We start from the raw sequence: 18,193 nt of genomic DNA on the forward strand, positions 1-18,193 counted from the left end.
CCCAGTTCTGGTCTAGCGCCCCAGAACCTGATTCAGGCTGTGGAGCAGCCCGCCGATAAGGGCGCCGAGGATGGTGCCGTTGATGCGGATGAACTGCAGGTCGCGGCCGACCCGCAGTTCCAGGCGGCGCGTGAACTGGTCCAGATCCTGGGCCTTCAGGGTGCCGGACACGAAACGGTGGATGCTGGCGCGCCAGCGCGGGATGGCGCCCAGGAAGGCATCCTCGATCCCGGCATTGATGCGCCCGCGCACATCGGGATCGTCCAGCTGCTCGGCCAGGGAGCGCACGGCGCCGGCCACCACGTCGCGGATGCGTCCGTCGGGCCGGGCCAGATCCTCCTCGGCCATCTGGCGCAGCGTGCTCACGGCCTGACCGACCAGTTGGGAGAAGGCGGACTCATCCAGTGCCGAGCGGACGACGCCCGTCAGCTTCTGCCCCAGGGGGCTGCCGCGCTCGATCTCGTCCGGCAGGTCGCGCAGCCAGTCCCGCAGGTCGCGGCCCACATCGCTGTCCGGGTCGCGCAGGTCCCACAGATGGGCGATGATGGCGTCGGCCATGTTGCCGGCCACCCGCCGGTCCACCGCGCTGGGAATCCACCAGCGCGACCGCTCGGACACCTTGTCCTGCAGCCAGCCGCGCCGGGCCTGGACCAGCCCCATGGCCCGCTCGGCCATCTCCTGGATCAGCAGTTCCAGCGCCTCGGAGGCCAGCAGCGCCCGCAGCACCCGGGCCAGGGCGAAGCGCAGATCCACCCGCTCCAGCCCGCGGCGCAGGGCGCGGGTCAAGGCGGAGCGCAGCGCCGCCTCCTTTTCCGGACGGACCAGGGCGGGCAGCAGGCCCAGCAGGACGTCCACCACCCTGGCCCGGCTGGTGTCGTCGGCCAGCAGCCGGCCAATGCGTCCGGCCAGATCCATGCGGCGCAGCTGCTCCACCAGCATGGCCGGCTCCAGGAACTCCTTGTCGATATAGGTGGCGATGCCCGCGGCGATACGGTCGCGGTTGCGCGGCACCAGCGCCGTGTGCGGGATCGGCAGCCCCAGCGGCCGCCGGAACAGGGCGGTGACGGCGAACCAGTCGGCCAGCCCGCCGACCAGGCCGGCCTCGGCCACGGCGCGCAGCAGCCCGGCCCCGCCCGGCGGCAGCAGCCCGGCATGGCTGACTCCCCAGCCGGCCGCCGCCAACCCCAGGCAACCCGTGGCCAGCCGCTTGTACCGGCGCAGCTCGCCACCCAGGGCGGCACTGTCATCGGTGGGGGCGGGCAGAACCATGGGCAGCGTCTTCGGCATGGGCTTTGTCCGGTCGGGCATCGCGGTCTCCCTGTCTCAACCCGCCAGGGGGCGGGTTGGCGCCCAGCTTGGCCTGCCCGGCGGGGGATGCAGCGGAATTTACCCGTCTGTTACAGACCGAAACACTCGGTTTACCGGGGATCGCGTACTTCTGGTGCCAGCCTTGCGCGGTGTCTGCCGTTGCCGGCCAGGGACCGCGGCTACACCGGCTGTGCCGGTGCGGTCCCGCATCTTGCGTGAACGGAACGCCCTGCCGGTTCCCCCGTTTGCGCCGACTGGCGACCGGCTCGGTGTCGGTCGCCATTTTTCTGATTCTGCAGGGGTTGTTCCGGTTCCGGATTGAAATCCGCTCCATCCGGGTGAGCGCCTACCCGTCAAGGCGACTTGCGCGGTTGTTCTTCTTATGTTCCCATTCTCCGGATGCGGCAGACGGCGGGGAGGATACGGAATGCTGACGCTCTATGGCTGCCATGGCTGCGGCTCGGTCATTGTCGAGGCCGCCTGCACGCTGCTGGCTGAACCTTACCGTTTCGTGGTGGTAGAGCCCTGGACCGAGGGACCGGAACGGGAGCGGCTGCGGGCCGTCAACCCGCTGCTTCAGGTCCCGACGCTGGAACTGCCGGATGGCACGGTGATGACGGAAAGCGTGGCCATGCTGCTCTGGCTGCTGGAACGGCACCCCGGCAGCGGGCTGGCCCCGGACCCGGGCGAGCCGCTGCGCCCCGCCTTTCTGCGCTGGCTGGTCTATTTCCCGGCGGCCATCTATCCCATGTACACGGTGGGCGATTTTCCCGACCAGTGGGTGGAGGGGGATGAGGCCCAGGCCCGGCTGAAACAGGCCACCATGGCGCGCACACTGCGCTGCTGGCGGGCCCTTGAGCAGGGAACGCAGGGATTGGGCACGGACTGGCTGCTGGGCGACCGCATGAGCCTGCTGGATCTCTACGCCGCCATGCTCAGCCATTGGGAGCCGGGGCGTGAGCAGATCCGGGCTGCGGCGCCGCGGGCTGTCGCCTGCGCCGAGCGGGCCGAGGCCGACCCGCGGCTGCTGGACCTCTGGACCCGCAATTTTCCGCCCAAGAACTGATCAAACAGGTTTGGCCAGTGTGTCGGCCGCATCCCGGTCGGGCGGAGCGGACATTCTTGCCACGCCATTTATCATGATCGCCAGACAATGCCAGGGCTGCCGCGGCCCTGTGGCAGGACGGGACTGCGGCTTGGGAGGCCCTCTCTGGTGCTGTGATCAGCCGCGCGGGGCGTGCTTGTTCAGGATGCGCTGCAGGGTGCGGCGGTGCATCTTCAAGCGGCGTGCCGTTTCGCTGACATTGCGCTCGCACTGCTCGAACACGCGCTGGATGTGCTCCCACCGGACGCGGTCGGCGCTCATCGGGTTTTCCGGTGGCGGCGGCAGCGGCCCGTCGGCAAGCAGGGCCGATTCAACGGCGTCGGCATCGGCCGGCTTCGGCAGGTAATCGACCGCCCCTGCCTTTACCGCGGCCACGGCAGTGGCGATGTTGCCATAGCCGGTCAGCATGACGATGCGGGACTCCGGCCGCGCATCGCGCAAAGCCTTCACCACGTCCAGACCGGATCCGTCGCCCAGACGAAGATCCACAACGGCGTAGCGGGGCGCTGATTCATGGGCCACTTCGACGCCCAGATTGACGCTGTCCACGGCCACCACATCGAAGCCGCGGCGTTCCAGGGCGCGGGCCAGCCGGTTCCGGAAGGGGGCATCGTCATCGACGATCAGCAAACTCCGCGACGCATCTCCGGTGAAAGTCAGCTTGGGCTGGTCCGGGGACTGAAGAGATTCGTCGCTCATGTCCATACTCATTCTGGGTTAGGCCACGCAGGTGGTGGCGGTCGGGCTCGGTTCCATCGGGAGGATAGCTTTATACGGTAAAACCAGGCGATTTCCAGTGGACGACGACGATGGCGCCGCCGTTTTTGGCGTTACCATACGAAAGGATGGCGCCGGACCGTTCAAGCATGGTTTGCGCAATGAAGACGCCCAGCCCCATGTTCCCCTGGGTCTCGCGCACCGCGGAACTGCGGCCGGAGACATAGGGTTCGCCCAGGCGCGGCAGCAGGGCCGGCGGGAAGCCCGGCCCGTCATCCTGGACGGACACGGTGACACCCGGCGGCGTCCAGTCGAGGGTCACCGTCACGGTCTTGCGGGCGAACTGCATGGCATTCTGCAGGATATTGCCCAGCCCATGCACCATTTCCGGGAATTCCCGCACCTTGGGTGCGCCGTCCTCCGGTTCATTGATGGCTTCGATGATCAGGTCGATGCCGGCGCGGCGATAGGGGGCGGCCGTGGTATCGATCAGGGCCGTCAGCGGCACTTCGGGTTCGCGGCCGCTGGTGTCGTCCGGCCGACGCGACAGCTCGGCCAGGATGTCGCGGCAACGGGCCACTTGGCTCTGCAGCAGGGCCACATCCTCGGCCCAGCCGGAGTCGGCGGGGATGTCGCGAGCCAGTTCCTTGGCCACCACGGCGATGGTGCCCAACGGGCTGCCCAGCTCATGCGCGGCAGCAGCAGCCAGGGCGCCCACGGCGCTGGCCTTCTGGGCGCGGGCCAGGGTCAGCTGGCTGGCCGACAGGGCCGTGGACAGGCGCCGCGAGCTCTCGGCCACCTGGAAGACATAGCCGGCGATGAAGACCGCGGCCAGGGTCAGGGCCGCCCAGATGCCAATGCGGTAGAGCAGGGGCAGCGTTGCCGGTCCCTCCGGCCAGGGCAGGGGCATGGCCACCAGGGCCAGGATGCTGAAACAGACGATGGCCAGTCCGGTCAGCAGCGTCACCGCTTCGCGCGCCAGGGTGCTGGCGGCCACCGTCAGCGGCGCCAGCATCAGCACGGCGTAGGGATTTTCCAGCCCGCCGGTCAGGCCCAGCAGCGACGCCAGCTGCACCATGTCATAGCCGAGATACAGGAAGGCATCCCGGTCGCTGAGGAAGGGCTGACGGGCCAGACTGCGGGAGGCGAACAGGTTGACGGCGACGGAGGCGGCGGTGGCGGCCATGGCAGGCGCCAGCCACAGATCGAAGCCCAGCAGCGTCTTCACGGTCAGCAGCGTTGCCAGCTGGCCGGCAATGGCGATCCAGCGGATGGTGACCAGTGTACGGGCGCTGACCCGGTCATCGCCGCTGACGCTATGGGCGACGACCTGTTCCGACAGCACCGGTGCTTCTTTCATCGTCCCCATAATCCTCTCGCTCGCCGGCCGTTCGGCCGCCCGTCACAAGTCTTCTGTTCCCGCGGTATCGGACTGCGCCGTTCCCGACTTTGCCGCAAAGGGTAGGCAGTCTCTCTAGGCAGACGCACCCCCTGGGGCCATATTGCAAAAGATGACCGAGCCGCAACCCCCTTCTGTGAGCATCCGAGTCCGCGATTTAAGCAAGTGCTTCGGGCGCGTGACTGCGGTTGATCATATCTCTTTCGATGTGCCGGCGGGCCAGACCGTGGCCCTGCTGGGTGGAAATGGTGCCGGGAAGACCACCACCCTGTCTATCCTGCTGGGGCTGCTGCTGCCCAGTTCCGGCACGGTGGAGGTGCTGGGGCACGATATGCTGCGCGAGCGCTACCGCGTTCTGCCGCGCATGAATTTTTCCAGCCCCTATGTTGATCTGCCCCATCGGTTGACGGTGGAGGAGAACCTGACCGTCTACGCCCATCTTTACGGGCTGACCGGCTATCGCCGCCGCATCCGCACCTTGGCGGAGGAACTGGATCTTCTGCCGTTGCTGAACCGGCTGTCGGGAGGGCTGTCGGCCGGGCAGAAGACCCGGGTGGCCCTGGCCAAGGCGCTGTTGAACGAACCGGAGCTGCTGCTGCTGGACGAGCCGACGGCCAGCCTGGACCCGGACACGGCCGACTGGATCAGGACCTATCTGGAGCGGTTCAGGGTCCGGACCGGGGCCACCATCCTGCTTGCCAGTCATAACATGGCCGAGGTCGAGCGACTCTGCCATTCCGTACTGGTGATGAAGGCGGGCCGCATCGTCGACCGCGGGCCGCCCGATGCCCTTCTGGCCCGCTATGGCCGGGATTCGCTGGAGGAGGTGTTCCTCGACATCGCCCGCGACCGCCGCGCGGCCGCGCACCCGGCCGACGGCGTGCGGTCATGACCGATGGATATGGCCTCGGGTGTCCATGCCGGTTCAGTCCAGCAATTGCCGTCGGGCCTCATCCAGCAGGACCGCCATTTCCTGCTCCACCTGCTGTGCCGGGATCGACAGGCCGCGGGCGGCAAAGTCGTTGAGGATGCGGCGGAGCACGTCGGCATGGCCTGGCTCCTCCAGGTCCACGGTGACCAGTTCCAGGCTGTAGGCTTTGGCCTCCTCGTCGCCCATACCCATCTGCTCTGCCGCCCATCGTCCCACCAGCTTGGCCCGGCGGGCATAGATGCGGAACATCAGGTCCTGATCGGCACTGAACTTGGCCTCGAAAGCCCTTTCGCGTTCGTCGAAGGTGGTCATCTGCGGTCCTCCCAGGTGGCACCGTCTTGCGCGGCGGCATTCTGTCGGGCATCGCGTCACGACGGACCAGGTGGGGTCCGGCTTGAGCGGCGCCCATCCCCCTTATATATGGGCATCCGAGATGCCTGCCATGTGCCAACAGCATCGCACAAGGTCCGGCAGATGCCCAGGATCTGGATCAATCGGCCCGAGATAGGATGGGGTAACAGCCCATGTGCAGCGTGGTGATTCTGCGGCGACCCGGCCATGACTGGCCGCTGCTGCTGGGCGCCAACCGCGACGAGATGGTGGGGCGACCCTGGCGGCCGCCGGGCCGCCATTGGCCCGACCGGCCGGACCTGGTGGCTGGGCTGGACGAGACGGCGGGTGGCAGCTGGCTTGGCCTCAACGACCATGGGGTGGTGGCTGCGGTGCTGAACCGGGTCGGCACGCTGGGGCCGGCCGAGGGCAAACGGTCCCGCGGCGAGCTGGTGCTGGAGTCGCTGGACCATGCCGATGCGGCAGAGGCGGCCGAGGCGCTGTCGCACCTGAACCCCCAGGCCTACCGGCCTTTCAACCTGCTGCTGGCGGACAACCGGGATGCCTATGTGCTGATCCATCGCGGCGACCGTCTGGCGCTGGACCGGGTGCCGGAGGGGCTGTCGATGCTGACGGCCCATGATCTCAATGACACGGCGCATAGTGCGCGCCAGCGTTTCTACCAGCCGCTGTTCGCCGCGGCCGCCGTGCCCGATCCCGATGCGGGCGACTGGCGCGGCTGGGAAACGCTGCTGGCCAGCCGGATCTGGGACGGGGAGGAGGCGGGTCCCCGTGGTGCCATGTGCGTGGTGACGCCAGTGGGGTTCGAAACCGTGTGCAGCAGCCTGTTGGCGTTGCCGTCTGCGGCGCGGGCGGGAAGGGCAGGCGGCGCTCTGCCGGTGTTTCGTTTCGCGCCGGGCCGTCCGGACCGGACGGCCTTCGCCGGAGTGGATCTGGGCTGATCGGCTTACGGCCGCTTTCCCAGCCCTTCTTACAGCATGGCGTTCAGGACCAGGATCATCAGGGCAGCGACGCTGAGCGCGCCCATGGTCTCCACCAGCTCGGTGGCCTCGGGTAGGCGGGCCAGCAGCCGCTCGCCGAAGGATCCAGATGCGGGCCGGCGCAGGGAAGGGCGCAGGCTGGTGCGGCGGGTGGGCAGCGGACGGATAGTGGCCGGGCTGGTGGCGATCAGGGTGGTCATTTTCATCTCCCGTTATGGAGGGGGGCGGATGCCTTCTCCTTCTGCATCCGCCGTGCCAAGACGTGAAACGGCCCTTTTTCGTGGCAATGGCACCTGGGCAATGGCGGGGTTGCCATTTAGTGGGGATTTTGACCAGCCGCATGGTGAATTCAACCACTTGCTCCCGGCGGGGCAGGCCGGTGCCGCATTTCGTCCCGGCGGCCATCCCCGATGCGTACAGGGGGAGTGGGTTACTCACCCCGCAGACCTCGCTCCATTGTGCTTCCGGCTGTTGCTTGCTATACCGGGGGCCGTTCGGACCCGCGTGGCCTGGCTGCGCGGGTCCTTCGCCCTTTTGCCGAACCACATTCTGGACGTTCTCCATGACCCGACGCCGGCGGATCTACGAAGGCAAGGCCAAGATCCTGTATGAGGGTCCCGAGCCTGGCACGCTCGTGCAGTATTTCAAGGACGACGCCACCGCGTTCAATGCCCAGAAGAAGGGCACGATCACCGGCAAGGGCGTGCTGAACAACCGGATCAGCGAATATCTGATGACGAAGCTGGGGGAAATCGGGATCCCGACCCACTTCGTCCGCCGCCTGAACATGCGCGAGCAGCTGGTGCGCGAGGTGGAGATCATTCCGATCGAGGTGGTGGTCCGCAACATCGCTGCCGGGTCCCTGACCAAGCGTTTCGGCATCCCCGAAGGCACGCCGCTGCCCCGCTCCATCGTCGAGTACTATTACAAGCACGATGAACTGGGCGATCCGATGGTCTCGGAAGAGCACATCACCGCCTTCGGTTGGGCCACGCCCCAGGACCTGGACGACATGCTGTCGCTGGCCCTGCGCATCAACGACTATCTCTCCGGCCTGTTCCTGGGCATCGGCTTGAAGCTGGTGGACTTCAAGGTGGAGTTCGGTCGGCTGTGGGAGAACGAGGAGGTCCGTCTGGTTCTGGCCGACGAGATCAGCCCCGACAATTGTCGTCTGTGGGACAGCAAGACCAACGAGAAGCTGGACAAGGACCGCTTCCGCCAGGACCTGGGCAATGTGGCCGAGGCCTATCAGGAAGTGGCCCGGCGCTTGGGCATCCTGCCCGAGGCGGGTCCCGGCGACCACACCGCGCCCAAGCTGGTGCAGTAACCTCCCGCAAAGCCCTGCTCCGCAAGGCCCCATTCATCAAGGCCCCGCTCCTCAAGGATTTCGAAGATGAAGGCCAAGGTCGTCGTCACCCTGAAGCATGGCGTTCTCGATCCCCAGGGCAAGGCCATCGGCCATGCCCTGCAGACCCTGGGCTTCCAGGGCGTGGGCGATGTGCGCCAGGGCAAGCTGATCGAGCTGGAGCTGAGCGAGACCGATCCGGCCAAGGCCAAGGCCGCGGTCGAGGAGATGTGCCGCAAGCTGCTGGCCAACACGGTGATCGAGAACTACGCCATCGAACTGGTTGCGTGAGGGGCCAATGCGGGATTGCGGCCTGTCCCTGCTGATGCTGGTGGTGGTTGCCGGGGCCGCTCTGGCCGGGGGGCCGGCCCAGGCCGGTGGTGCCGATGTGCTGGCTTGTCTGGAAATCCGAGACGACCAGGCCCGTCTTGCCTGTTTTGATCGCACGGCCCCTTCCCTGCGCACGGCCGTGCCGGCCACCTCTGCGGATGCTACCGTCTCCACTGTACTGGAACCTCCGCGCGACCCGGTTCGTGAGTTCGGCCGTGAGCGGACCGAGTCTGGCCGGCGTGAAGTTGAAGCGCAGCAGGTCGACGCCATTCAGGCGGCGGTGCGCACGGTGCGCCAACTCCAGCCCGGCCGCTACATCCTCAGCCTGGATAATGGCCAAGTCTGGTATGTCAAGGATGCTGGTTCTCGCCGGATCGAGAAGAATGATCGGGTTGAGATCAAGCGCGCCATCATGGATGGCTATGCCATGGTGGTGAATGCGACCGGACGAATCATCCGGGTTGAGCGGGTAGACTGATCTCCCTGACTCGGGCAGGTGGATCCGCGGCCCTATTCCATGCAAGATCGATGGAGGCTGGCCGCCTTGCCGCGGGCAGTCCGACATATGATGTCGGCGCACCAATGCGGGTGGCGGAGGCGTGGATGCGGTTCGTCCGGATGGGGAGGGCGGTTCTGGCCGCTGGCTGGTTGTGTCTGGGCGGCACAGCTGTGGCGGAGCCGTTCCGGGTTGACGACAGGGCGATGGCCACCGCGGCCCTGCTGCGGGCGACAGCCCTGGACAGCCGCCTGTCCTTCCAGATCGTCGAATCCGTGACCACCGAGGTTGGACCGCGTCTGGCCGGCAGTCCTGGTGATGTCCGGGCCGTTGCCTGGGCCGAAGCCAAGCTGAAATCCCTGGGCTTCGACACGGTCTGGACCGAACCCGTCCCCATCCCCGCCTGGGAGCGGGGCGAGGGCACGGCGGAGATCCTGACTCCGTTTCCGCAGCCTTTGACCATCACCGCCCTGGGCAACAGTGTCGCCACGCCGCCGATGGGGATCGAGGCCGAGGTGGTGGCCTTTCCCACGCTGGAGGCGCTGGCCGCCGCCCCGGCGGACTCGCTGAAGGGGCGGATCGCCTATGTCGGCCAGAGAATGTGGCGCACGCAGGATGGGTCTGCCTACGGGGCGGTCGTGCCCATGCGTAGCGGCGCCGCTGCGGAAGCGGCAAAGCGGGGAGCCGTGGCCACGCTGATCCGATCCGTCGGCACCGACACTCATCGGTTTCCCCACACCGGCATGATGCGCTACGAGGCGGGCTTGCCCCAGATCCCGGTGGCAGCCCTGTCGAATCCCGATGCCGACCTGCTGGAACGTCAGCTCCGCCATGGCAAGCCGGTGACGGTGCGCCTGCGCCTGTCGCCGACGACGGGACCGGAGCGGCAGAGCCGCACCGTCATCGCCGAGATCCGCGGGCGTGAGCGGCCGGAGGAGATCGTGCTTCTGGGCGCCCATCTCGACAGCTGGGATCTGGGCACTGGTGCCATCGATGATGGGGCCGGCATCGGGATCGTCACCGCCGCGGCCACGCTGATCCGCGATCTACCGCAACGGCCACGCCGGACCATCCGCGTGGTTCTGTTCGCGGCGGAGGAGATCGGGCTGGTGGGGGGCCGGGCCTATGCCATGGCCCACCGGGCGGAATTGCCCAACCATGTGCTGGCGACCGAGGCCGATTTCGGCGGCGGCCGCGTCTGGCGCCTGGAAACCCGCCTGCCGGAGGCGCGCCGGCCCGAGGCGAAGCCCTTTGCCACCGCTCTGCTGCCCCTGGGCATCGCCCTGGATGGCAATGAGGCCCATGGCGGCCCGGATCTGGGGCCGATGCGGGCTGTCGGCGTTCCCGTGCTGACGCTGGCCCAGGATGGCAGCGATTATTTCGACGTCCACCACACGGCCGATGACACGCTGGACAAGATCGATCCGGCGGCCCTGGCCCAGGCCACGGCCGCCTATGCCATCATCGCCTGGCTTGCCGCCGAGGGGGAGGGGGATCTTCGTTCGGGCGCTGAATAGAAAAGAAATATTGCACCGATAAGCGCGATTTTACGGAAATATGGCCGCAGTTTGACTGCGGCCATTTCTTTTTTTTGAACATTGCCATTCGGCAGAGTGCGAATTGCGTCTGTAATGAATGTCAATTTCAGATATAGCTGGCAATCATATTGTGGATTTGTTCATCTTATAATATTTCCGGAATTTGTTTCGCGATGCAAACCAAAGAAATTAAAAAACAAAATATGACTAACATTCATTATAAAGTTATCTTAACTGATCAATTTACGGAACTACATTCAAATATATGTCGTTGTCGCCACACTATCGGTCAGGAATATCCGGTTTCGTGAATTTTTTCTTGCGACGAAAGCGATTTCGGCTTGGATTTCTTAGCTCCTGCATCACAAGAACCATGGAAGGCGGCCGTCAGCCCGCCCGGTTCTGACGTCAGGACACCGGTCCGCAGGGCCGAGGAATTGGGATACTTCGACCGAAGGGAATGTGAAACGATGACTTCTCCGCGTAGCACCGCGGGTTCCCGCGCTCTTCTTCTGGCAGGCGCCGCGCTTGTCAGCCTGGCCCTGCCGGCCGTCGCTCAGGCTCAGGACGCCCTGGAAGAGATCGTGGTGACCGGTTCACGCATCGCGCGTCCGAACCTGACCGCCCCCAGCCCGGTGACGGTTGTCGACAGCGAGGCGTTGCTGTCCCGCGGCACCACAAATCCAGCCGACTATCTGAACCAGTTGCCGTCGCTCGGCGTGCCTTCGGTTTCGTCCACCAATTCGAATTTCACGACCACAGCGGCGGGCCTGAACCTCATCAACCTGCGCAACCTGGGCACCGAGCGCACCCTGGTCCTGGTCAATGGCCGCCGCCATGTGGGCGGTACCGGCGGCAGCAATGCCGTCGATATCAACTCCATCCCCAGTGACCTGATCGAGCGCATCGATGTGGTGACCGGTGGCGCTTCGGCCGTGTATGGCTCCGAGGCCGTGGCCGGCGTCGTCAACTTCGTGCTGAAGGACAATTTCGAGGGCGTCAAGGCTGGGGTGCAGTACGGCGTCACTGATGAAGGCGATGGCCAGAATGTGCATGCCTACAGCTTGATCGGCGCTAACATGGCCAATGGCCGTGGCAACGTCGCTCTGAATGTTGGTTATGACAAGACTGATTCGATCAAGTCAAAGGACCGCTCTTTCTCGTCCGTCGACACCACCCGTGGCGCTACCGGCAAGCTGACCCGCCCGGCCTACAGCTACTATGGCAAGGATGGCCTGTTCTATTACAACATTCCCGGTAGCACCACCGGTGAAACTACCGATCTGTACAATCCGGATGGAACCCTGTTCAATCGCACGGCCAATGGCTACAACCGTGACCAGGACCGCCTGATCCAGGTGCCGACTGAACGCTATCTGGTCTCCACCAACGCCCATTACGACCTGACGGACAATGTCCGTTGGTTCTTTGAAGGCACTTATGCCCGGACTGAGGGCGACAGCCAGCAGGAGCCGATTACCGTCGGCGACCAGACCCAGGTCGGCTTTGGCCCCTCGGCGCCTTATCTCAGCGTTCCGCGGACCAATCCGTTCATCCCGCAGGCGATCAAGGATCTGGCTCCGGATGCCAACGAGCCGGTGCAGTTCGAGCGCCGTTTCAGCGAACTGGGGCTGCGCCGGTCTGATTTCACGCGCCAGACCTTCCGCTTCGCCACCGGCTTCGAGGGTGATCTGATTCCGGACACCAGCTGGAAGTACAATACCTACTACAGCTATGGCAAAGTGACCGAAGCCCAGACCAGCACCGGTGTCTACAACACTCAGCGCATGGCCCAGGCCCTGGACGCAACGACGATCAACGGTCAGATCGTCTGCGCCGATGCCGCGGCCCGTGCCATGGGATGTGCACCGATCAATCTGTTCGGCGCCGGCAAGGTCAGCCAAGCCGCTCTGGACTATGTGCGCGCCAGCTCGAACTATGATGCCGACATCAAGCAGCAGGTCGGTAGCCTGAGCTTCACTGGCGATGTCGTCGAGCTTCCGGCCGGCCCGGTGGGTGTGGCCTTTGGTGGCGAGTGGCGCAAGGAAGCCAGTTCTACCGAGTTCGACCCGCTGACCCTGTCGGGCCTGTCCTCAGGCAATCAGGCGGCCAATACAAAGGGCAGCTATCGCGTCTGGGAAGGTTTCGGCGAAGTCAATGTGCCGCTGCTCGCGGATATGCAGTTCGTGAAGTATCTCGGTGTGGACGCCGCCGTCCGCTACTCCGACTACAGCACGGTCGGCAGCCTGTGGAGCTACAAGGGCGGTGCCGAATATGCTCCGATCGACGATGTCCGCTTCCGGGCCACTTATGCCCGCGCGGTGCGCGCGCCGAACATCTCCGAGCTGTTCGACCCGGCCCAGCAGACCTTCTCGTCGGTTTCTGATCCCTGCGCCGACGATACCCGCAATGCGAACGCCACTCGTGCCGCCAACTGCGCCGCGACTCCGGGCGTTCGTGAAGCCATCGCCGCCGGCGGCTTCAAGCCGGGGGACAAAGATCTGATCTCCATTCCGGGCTTCAATTCGGGCAATCCGAACCTGGATGCGGAAAAGGCCGACACCTGGACCATCGGCGCCGTGTTCACGCCGACCTTCGTCCATGGTCTGGCGGTCACCGTCGATTACTGGGACATCAAGATCAAGGACGCCATCCAGGGCATTGATCGACAGACCGCGGTTGAACAGTGCGTGGACCAAGCTCAGGGAGCGAACAACCTGTTCTGCAGCCTGGTGCAGCGTGATCCGGTCACCGGCCTGATCACCGGCCTGGACGCCCGTCAGATGAATGTGGCGACCCAGAAGGCCGCCGGTATCGACGTGCAGGTGGACTACACTCTGGAACTGGGTGATTTCAGCCCGACCCTGGACGACTCCACCCTGCATTTCAACCTGGTCGGCACCTACCTCGATAAGAACACCTCGACCGCTTTCGCCGGTGCCACGCCGATCGACGATGCGGGCCAGGTCGGGTACTCTCGCTACAAGGCCAATCTGAGGACCACCTACAACCAGGGTCCGCTGAGCGCCAGCTGGCTGGTCCGCTACATCGGTGCGGCCAACATGGACAACACCAAGGAGTTCAAGGACAACCGCATCCCGGCGATTGCCTATCACGACGTCCAGGTCAGCTATACCCTGGCCGAGAAGTATCAGCTGTATGTCGGCGTCAACAACCTGCTGGACCGCAATCCGCCGATCATCGGCGGTACCTATGCAGTCAACGTCACCGGCACGGAGACCGCTGCCGACGTCTACGACGTCACCGGCCGGTTCTTCTATACCGGCATCCGCGCCAGCTTCTAAGCTGGACGGAAGCGCCTTTGGGGAGAGGGGCCGCTGCAGCCGCAGCGGCTCCTTTTCTTTGGTGCGCCGACAGGGATCAAACAGCGGCGAACAGGCCGGCCAGGGTGCGCACCGCCTGTTCGGCCTCGGCCCGGTCCGGGATGGTGGAGGAATCGTCGAAGCCGTAATAGTCGTTCGGCCCTACCTGTTGCACCACAAGGCCATCGCGCCGGGGCACGAAGGACACCTGGTCGTGGAACAGTCCGTAGGTGATCTCCGGCTGCGGCACCAGCCGGGCCAGCTGCCCGCGCACGGGGATGACCGAGCTGTCGCGCATCAGGGCGCGAGCACCGTAGCCGGTGCAGTTGACCAGGGTCGGTTGGGGCAGGGCGGCGAAGTCCGCCGGGCTGTGGAAGGTCTGCACCGCGATGCGCCCGCCGCCAGCCAGGAAGTCCGCTATCAGCAGCCGGCTGTAGGGGCCGATGTTGAACATCATGAAGGTGCTGCGCCGCACCGTCCGTGTGCCGAACGGATGCTGGCCGGGGCCGTAGCTCTGGCCGCGCAGCGACAGGTCGGGCACGAGGTCCCGCCGCAGCTCGGCAAAGGCCGGGCGGGGATCAGGCGGTGGCTCCGGCCGGTCTGCCGGCACATAATAGCTGTCGATCCATTCCACCGGTGATCCCGGCAGGCCCAGCAGCGTCTGGTAGCTGCGGAAGGAGTCGCGGCACATGCGCTCCCACCGGGCCTTGAAATCGGGGGTGGCATTCTGCGCCAGACAGATGCGGCTGTCCGGCGACCACACACCGCTGGCGTAGGACGACGGCGTCTCCGGCGGCAGGTCGCGAGCATAGATGCTGACCTGCAGCCCGGCCCGCTGCAACACCAGGGCGGTGGTCAAGCCGATGGCGCCGCAGCCGATGACGGCCACGTCACGGGTCCCGGTGCTCTGCACCAGAGCCAGTGCCTGTTGAGCGGAGCCCCAGGACAGCGACCAGCCGCTGCCACCATGGCCGTACTGGTGGATGACATCCTTCGAGCCGATGCGCTCCCGCTCGATGCGCGGCCCGGCGGCGCGGAAGGGGCGGGAACAGACGGTGATGTGGGTGATACGGTCTGGGCTGAGGCGCGGCGGCAGCAGGTTCAGTGCCGGCCCGGCGGGCGTGGCGGCCGGCGGAGGCCCTCCGGCACAGCCGCCCAGCAATCCCAGTCCCAGCGCCGCGCCGCCACCCAGCAGCAGGTGCCGCCGCCCTGTTTCCGTCCGCATCCCCGCCTCGCCCTTCGTCCTGGTTTGAGGGCAGCTTAGCCGGCGGCCTCGGCGGGGAGAAGACGGGCGGCAAAGAAAAGGCCGGCGGGTTGCCCCGCCGGCCTTGCTTTCAGTCCGCAGGCGCGGACGGCCGATCAGGCCGCCAGGCTGCGCAGCACGTACTGCAGAATGCCGCCGTGCTTATAGTAGTCCACCTCGTCCAGCGTATCGATGCGGCAGAGCAGGTCCACCGTCTCCACGGCCCCGTTGGCGCGGGTGATGGTCATCTTCAGCGTCATGCGCGGCTTCAGGCCGGCTTCCACGCCCTCGATGTCGATCAGTTCGCTGCCATCCAGCTTCAGGGTCTGGCGGGTCACGCCGGCCGGGTACTGCAGGGGCAGCACGCCCATGCCCACCAGGTTCGAGCGGTGGATACGCTCGAAGCTCTCGGCGATGACAGCGCGCACGCCCAGCAGGCGGGTGCCCTTGGCCGCCCAGTCGCGGGACGAGCCGGTGCCGTACTCGGCGCCGGCGAACACCACCAAGGGCGTGTTGTCCTCGGCGTACTTCATGGCGGCGGTGTAGATTGGCATGACCTCGCCCGTGGGCACATACTTGGTCACGCCGCCCTCAACGCCCGGCACCATCTCGTTCTTGATGCGGATGTTGGCGAAGGTGCCGCGCATCATGACTTCGTGGTTACCGCGGCGGGCGCCGTAGCTGTTGAAGTCCTCCGGGCGCACCTGGTAGCCCAGCAGATACTCGCCGGCGGGACCCGCCTTCTTGATATTGCCGGCCGGGCTGATGTGGTCGGTGGTGATGCTGTCGCCCAGAATGGCCAGCGGGCGGGCGCCCTTGACATCCGACACCGGGGCCGGGGTCATGGTCATGCCCTCGAACAGCGGCGGCAGCTTCACATAGGTGGAGCCCTCGACCCACTTGTAGGTCTGGCCCTCGGCCGTTTCGATCTGCCGCCACTGCTCCGGACCCTGGAACACGTTGCTGTAGCGGCTGCGGAACATCTCCGGCGTCAGATACTTGGCGATGGTCGCCTCGATCTCGGCGCTGCTCGGCCAAATGTCCTTGAGATAGACCGGCTGGCCGTCCTTGCCGGTGCCGATCGGCTCGCGGGTCAGGTCCATGTGCATGGAGCCGGCCAGGGCATAGGCCACCACCAGCGGTGGCGAGGCCAGATAATTGGCGCGAACCTGCGGGTTGACGCGACCCTCAAAGTTGCGGTTGCCAGACAGCACCGAGGCCACGGTCAGCTTGCCCTCGTCCACGGCCGCGGCGATCGGGTCCGGCAGCGGGCCGGAATTGCCGATGCAGGTGGTGCAGCCATAGCCGACCAGATTGAAGCCGACCTGATCGAGATAGGTCTGCAGACCGGCGGCCTCCAGATAGTCGGTCACCACCTGGGAGCCGGGGGCCAGCGAGGTCTTGACCCAGGGCTTCCGGGTCAGGCCCTTCTCCACCGCCTTCTTGGCCAGCAGGCCGGCGGCCACCAGCACAGAGGGGTTGGAGGTGTTGGTGCAGGAGGTGATGGCGGCGATGACCACGTGGCCGTGATCGACGCTGTAGTCGCTGCCCTTCACCGCCACCGGCTGGCTGGCGGGCCGCCCAGCGATGTCGGTGGTCAGGAACTCGCCGAACTCTGTGGCCGCGTTGGACAGCTGCACGCGGTCCTGCGGGCGCTTGGGGCCGGCCAGCGACGACTCGACGGTGGACAGGTCCAGTTCCAGCGTGTCGGTGAACACCGGATCCGGCGTACCGGCATCGCGCCACATGCCCTGGGCCTTGGCATAGGCCTCAACCAGGGCCACGCGCTCGGGCTCACGGCCGGTGAAGCTCAGAAAGCGGATGGTCTCGGCGTCGACCGGGAAGATACCGCAGGTGGCGCCATATTCCGGGGCCATGTTGGCGATGGTGGCGCGATCGGCCAGCGACAGCGCATCCAGGCCGGGGCCGTAGAACTCGACGAACTTGCCCACCACCTTCTTCTTGCGCAGCATCTGGGTGACGGTCAGCACCAGATCGGTGGCGGTGGCGCCTTCCTTCAGCTTGCCCGTCAGCCTGAAGCCGACGACTTCCGGGATCAGCATGGAGATGGGCTGGCCCAGCATGGCCGCCTCGGCCTCGATGCCGCCGACGCCCCAGCCCAGCACGGCCATGCCGTTGACCATGGTGGTGTGGCTGTCGGTGCCCACCAGCGTGTCCGGATAGGCCACGGTCTTGCCGCTCTGGTCCGTGTCGGTCCACACGGTCTGGGCCAGATATTCCAGGTTCACCTGGTGGCAGATGCCGGTGCCCGGCGGCACCACGCGGAAATTGTTGAAGGCCTTCTGGCCCCAGCGCAGGAAGGCGTAGCGCTCACCATTGCGCTGGAACTCCAGCTCCACATTCTCGTCGAAGGCCTTGGGCGTGCCGAAGGCGTCGACCATGACGGAGTGGTCGATGACCAGATCGACCGGGGTCAGCGGGTTGATCTTCTGCGGATCGCTGCCCAGGCTGGCCATGGCCTCGCGCATGGCGGCCAGATCGCAGACCGCCGGCACGCCGGTGAAGTCCTGCATCAGCACGCGGGCGGGGCGGTAGGCGATCTCGCGGTCGCTCTTCTTGTCCACCAGCCACTGGGCGACGGCCTTGACGTCGTCCACGGTCACGGTGCGCCCGTCTTCCCAGCGCAGCAGGTTCTCCAGCAGAACCTTCATGGAGTAGGGCAGGCGGGACAGGTCGCCCAGGCCGGCCTTCTCAGCCTCGGGAATGCTGAAATAATCGTAGCTCTTGCCGCCGACCGTCAGGGTGCGGCGGGCTTTCAGGCTGTCGTGACCGGTGATCGTCGACACGGGGGGACTCCTCCATCGGGGCCGTCATTGCCTCCAGCGGCGCGCGTGGGTCTCGGCTCCAGCGTCCGAAACAGGCGCGGCCCTGGTATATTTCGCGCGGCTGGTTTAGCGCGTTTTCCGGCGCTTATCAAATGCGGTAAGGGAATGTTGTCGCACCCCCTGCCAACCATTTGGCGGGCCGGGGCGGGTGGAGGAAGATAACCAGACGCCGGTTGTCCGGCCGGGCATGCGCCCTGCCGGGCACCGCTGTTCGAGTGTACACCCGCAGATGGCTGCCCGTTGCGCCCCTCACCCTATACTCCCGCATAGGGTGCCGCCGG

15 protein-coding genes are annotated in these 18,193 nt (G+C 66.1%); 8 read left to right on the top strand and 7 right to left on the bottom strand.

The features are described 5' to 3' along the window. Positions 1-12: 12 nt before the first annotated feature. Positions 13-1,287 (bottom strand): DUF445 domain-containing protein, encoded by a 1,275-nt coding sequence (locus tag DK368_RS04865; RefSeq protein WP_162305863.1) that lies wholly within the window; start codon positions 1,285-1,287, stop codon positions 13-15. A 448-nt stretch (positions 1,288-1,735) separates the two neighbouring features. Between DK368_RS04865 and DK368_RS04870 the strand changes: the two genes are divergently transcribed. After that, on the top strand, positions 1,736-2,374 hold the full coding sequence (locus tag DK368_RS04870; RefSeq protein ID WP_162305864.1) for a glutathione S-transferase family protein: 639 nt from the start codon (positions 1,736-1,738) through the stop codon (positions 2,372-2,374). A gap of 156 nt (positions 2,375-2,530) precedes the next feature. On the opposite strand, the gene DK368_RS04875 is transcribed toward DK368_RS04870, so the two are convergent. Next, positions 2,531-3,112: an ActR/PrrA/RegA family redox response regulator transcription factor gene (locus tag DK368_RS04875; protein WP_114392503.1), complete on the bottom strand. Its 582-nt coding sequence runs from the start codon at positions 3,110-3,112 to the stop codon at positions 2,531-2,533. A 70-nt stretch (positions 3,113-3,182) separates the two neighbouring features. Continuing rightward, positions 3,183-4,490, bottom strand: a complete 1,308-nt coding sequence (locus DK368_RS04880) for an ActS/PrrB/RegB family redox-sensitive histidine kinase (protein ID WP_114392505.1) — start codon at positions 4,488-4,490, stop codon at positions 3,183-3,185. Between the two features lie 151 nt (positions 4,491-4,641). Here DK368_RS04880 and DK368_RS04885 point away from each other — a divergent pair, with 151 nt between their 5' ends. Further along, positions 4,642-5,421, top strand: a complete 780-nt coding sequence (locus tag DK368_RS04885; protein ID WP_114392507.1) for an ATP-binding cassette domain-containing protein — start codon at positions 4,642-4,644, stop codon at positions 5,419-5,421. Between the two features lie 33 nt (positions 5,422-5,454). On the opposite strand, the gene DK368_RS04890 is transcribed toward DK368_RS04885, so the two are convergent. Then, a complete protein-coding gene (locus tag DK368_RS04890) occupies positions 5,455-5,772 on the bottom strand; it encodes a DUF1476 domain-containing protein (RefSeq protein ID WP_114392509.1) in 318 nt (105 codons plus the stop codon). A 212-nt stretch (positions 5,773-5,984) separates the two neighbouring features. On the opposite strand from DK368_RS04890, the gene DK368_RS04895 reads away from it, so the two are divergent. Next, positions 5,985-6,752: an NRDE family protein gene (locus DK368_RS04895; protein WP_114392511.1), complete on the top strand. Its 768-nt coding sequence runs from the start codon at positions 5,985-5,987 to the stop codon at positions 6,750-6,752. Between the two features lie 29 nt (positions 6,753-6,781). Here DK368_RS04895 and DK368_RS04900 read toward each other — a convergent pair whose 3' ends face one another. Further along, the gene (locus DK368_RS04900; protein ID WP_114392513.1) at positions 6,782-6,991 is read right to left on the bottom strand and encodes a hypothetical protein; all 210 of its coding nucleotides are present in this window, start codon (positions 6,989-6,991) and stop codon (positions 6,782-6,784) included. A 362-nt stretch (positions 6,992-7,353) separates the two neighbouring features. On the opposite strand from DK368_RS04900, the gene purC reads away from it, so the two are divergent. The 5 genes from purC to DK368_RS04925 all read left to right on the top strand — a co-directional run bounded on the left by purC (position 7,354) and on the right by DK368_RS04925 (position 13,805). Next, on the top strand, positions 7,354-8,118 hold the full coding sequence (purC, locus tag DK368_RS04905; RefSeq protein WP_114392515.1) for a phosphoribosylaminoimidazolesuccinocarboxamide synthase: 765 nt from the start codon (positions 7,354-7,356) through the stop codon (positions 8,116-8,118). A gap of 66 nt (positions 8,119-8,184) precedes the next feature. Then, positions 8,185-8,427, top strand: coding sequence for a phosphoribosylformylglycinamidine synthase subunit PurS (purS, locus tag DK368_RS04910; RefSeq protein ID WP_114392517.1), 243 nt, complete (start codon positions 8,185-8,187; stop codon positions 8,425-8,427). 7 nt (positions 8,428-8,434) lie between these two features. Then, the gene (locus tag DK368_RS04915) at positions 8,435-8,944 is read left to right on the top strand and encodes a hypothetical protein (RefSeq protein ID WP_114392519.1); all 510 of its coding nucleotides are present in this window, start codon (positions 8,435-8,437) and stop codon (positions 8,942-8,944) included. Between the two features lie 224 nt (positions 8,945-9,168). Continuing rightward, entirely contained in the window at positions 9,169-10,479 is a 1,311-nt protein-coding gene (locus DK368_RS04920; RefSeq protein ID WP_205028045.1) for a M28 family peptidase, read from the top strand. A gap of 491 nt (positions 10,480-10,970) precedes the next feature. Next, positions 10,971-13,805, top strand: coding sequence for a TonB-dependent receptor domain-containing protein (locus DK368_RS04925; RefSeq protein WP_114392521.1), 2,835 nt, complete (start codon positions 10,971-10,973; stop codon positions 13,803-13,805). Between the two features lie 76 nt (positions 13,806-13,881). On the opposite strand, the gene DK368_RS04930 is transcribed toward DK368_RS04925, so the two are convergent. Beyond that, a complete protein-coding gene (locus DK368_RS04930) occupies positions 13,882-15,048 on the bottom strand; it encodes an NAD(P)/FAD-dependent oxidoreductase (protein ID WP_193552247.1) in 1,167 nt (388 codons plus the stop codon). A gap of 134 nt (positions 15,049-15,182) precedes the next feature. Next, positions 15,183-17,873, bottom strand: a complete 2,691-nt coding sequence (acnA, locus tag DK368_RS04935; protein WP_114392523.1) for an aconitate hydratase AcnA — start codon at positions 17,871-17,873, stop codon at positions 15,183-15,185. Positions 17,874-18,193: the final 320 nt, after the last annotated feature.

The organism is Oleisolibacter albus, assembly GCF_003336875.1.
In the GTDB taxonomy this organism is placed as follows: domain Bacteria; phylum Pseudomonadota; class Alphaproteobacteria; order Azospirillales; family Azospirillaceae; genus Niveispirillum; species Niveispirillum album.

Coding starts and splice junctions, on each gene's coding strand:
- DK368_RS04875 (WP_114392503.1), bottom strand. CDS start 3,112: ATGAGCGACGAATCTCTTCAGTCCCCGGACCAGCCCAAGCTGACTTTC.
- DK368_RS04930 (WP_193552247.1), bottom strand. CDS start 15,048: ATGCGGACGGAAACAGGGCGGCGGCACCTGCTGCTGGGTGGCGGCGCG.
- DK368_RS04865 (WP_162305863.1), bottom strand. CDS start 1,287: ATGCCGAAGACGCTGCCCATGGTTCTGCCCGCCCCCACCGATGACAGT.
- purS (WP_114392517.1), top strand. CDS start 8,185: ATGAAGGCCAAGGTCGTCGTCACCCTGAAGCATGGCGTTCTCGATCCC.
- DK368_RS04880 (WP_114392505.1), bottom strand. CDS start 4,490: ATGAAAGAAGCACCGGTGCTGTCGGAACAGGTCGTCGCCCATAGCGTC.
- DK368_RS04890 (WP_114392509.1), bottom strand. CDS start 5,772: ATGACCACCTTCGACGAACGCGAAAGGGCTTTCGAGGCCAAGTTCAGT.
- DK368_RS04920 (WP_205028045.1), top strand. CDS start 9,169: ATGGCCACCGCGGCCCTGCTGCGGGCGACAGCCCTGGACAGCCGCCTG.
- purC (WP_114392515.1), top strand. CDS start 7,354: ATGACCCGACGCCGGCGGATCTACGAAGGCAAGGCCAAGATCCTGTAT.
- DK368_RS04925 (WP_114392521.1), top strand. CDS start 10,971: ATGACTTCTCCGCGTAGCACCGCGGGTTCCCGCGCTCTTCTTCTGGCA.
- DK368_RS04895 (WP_114392511.1), top strand. CDS start 5,985: ATGTGCAGCGTGGTGATTCTGCGGCGACCCGGCCATGACTGGCCGCTG.
- DK368_RS04900 (WP_114392513.1), bottom strand. CDS start 6,991: ATGACCACCCTGATCGCCACCAGCCCGGCCACTATCCGTCCGCTGCCC.
- DK368_RS04870 (WP_162305864.1), top strand. CDS start 1,736: ATGCTGACGCTCTATGGCTGCCATGGCTGCGGCTCGGTCATTGTCGAG.
- DK368_RS04885 (WP_114392507.1), top strand. CDS start 4,642: ATGACCGAGCCGCAACCCCCTTCTGTGAGCATCCGAGTCCGCGATTTA.
- DK368_RS04915 (WP_114392519.1), top strand. CDS start 8,435: ATGCGGGATTGCGGCCTGTCCCTGCTGATGCTGGTGGTGGTTGCCGGG.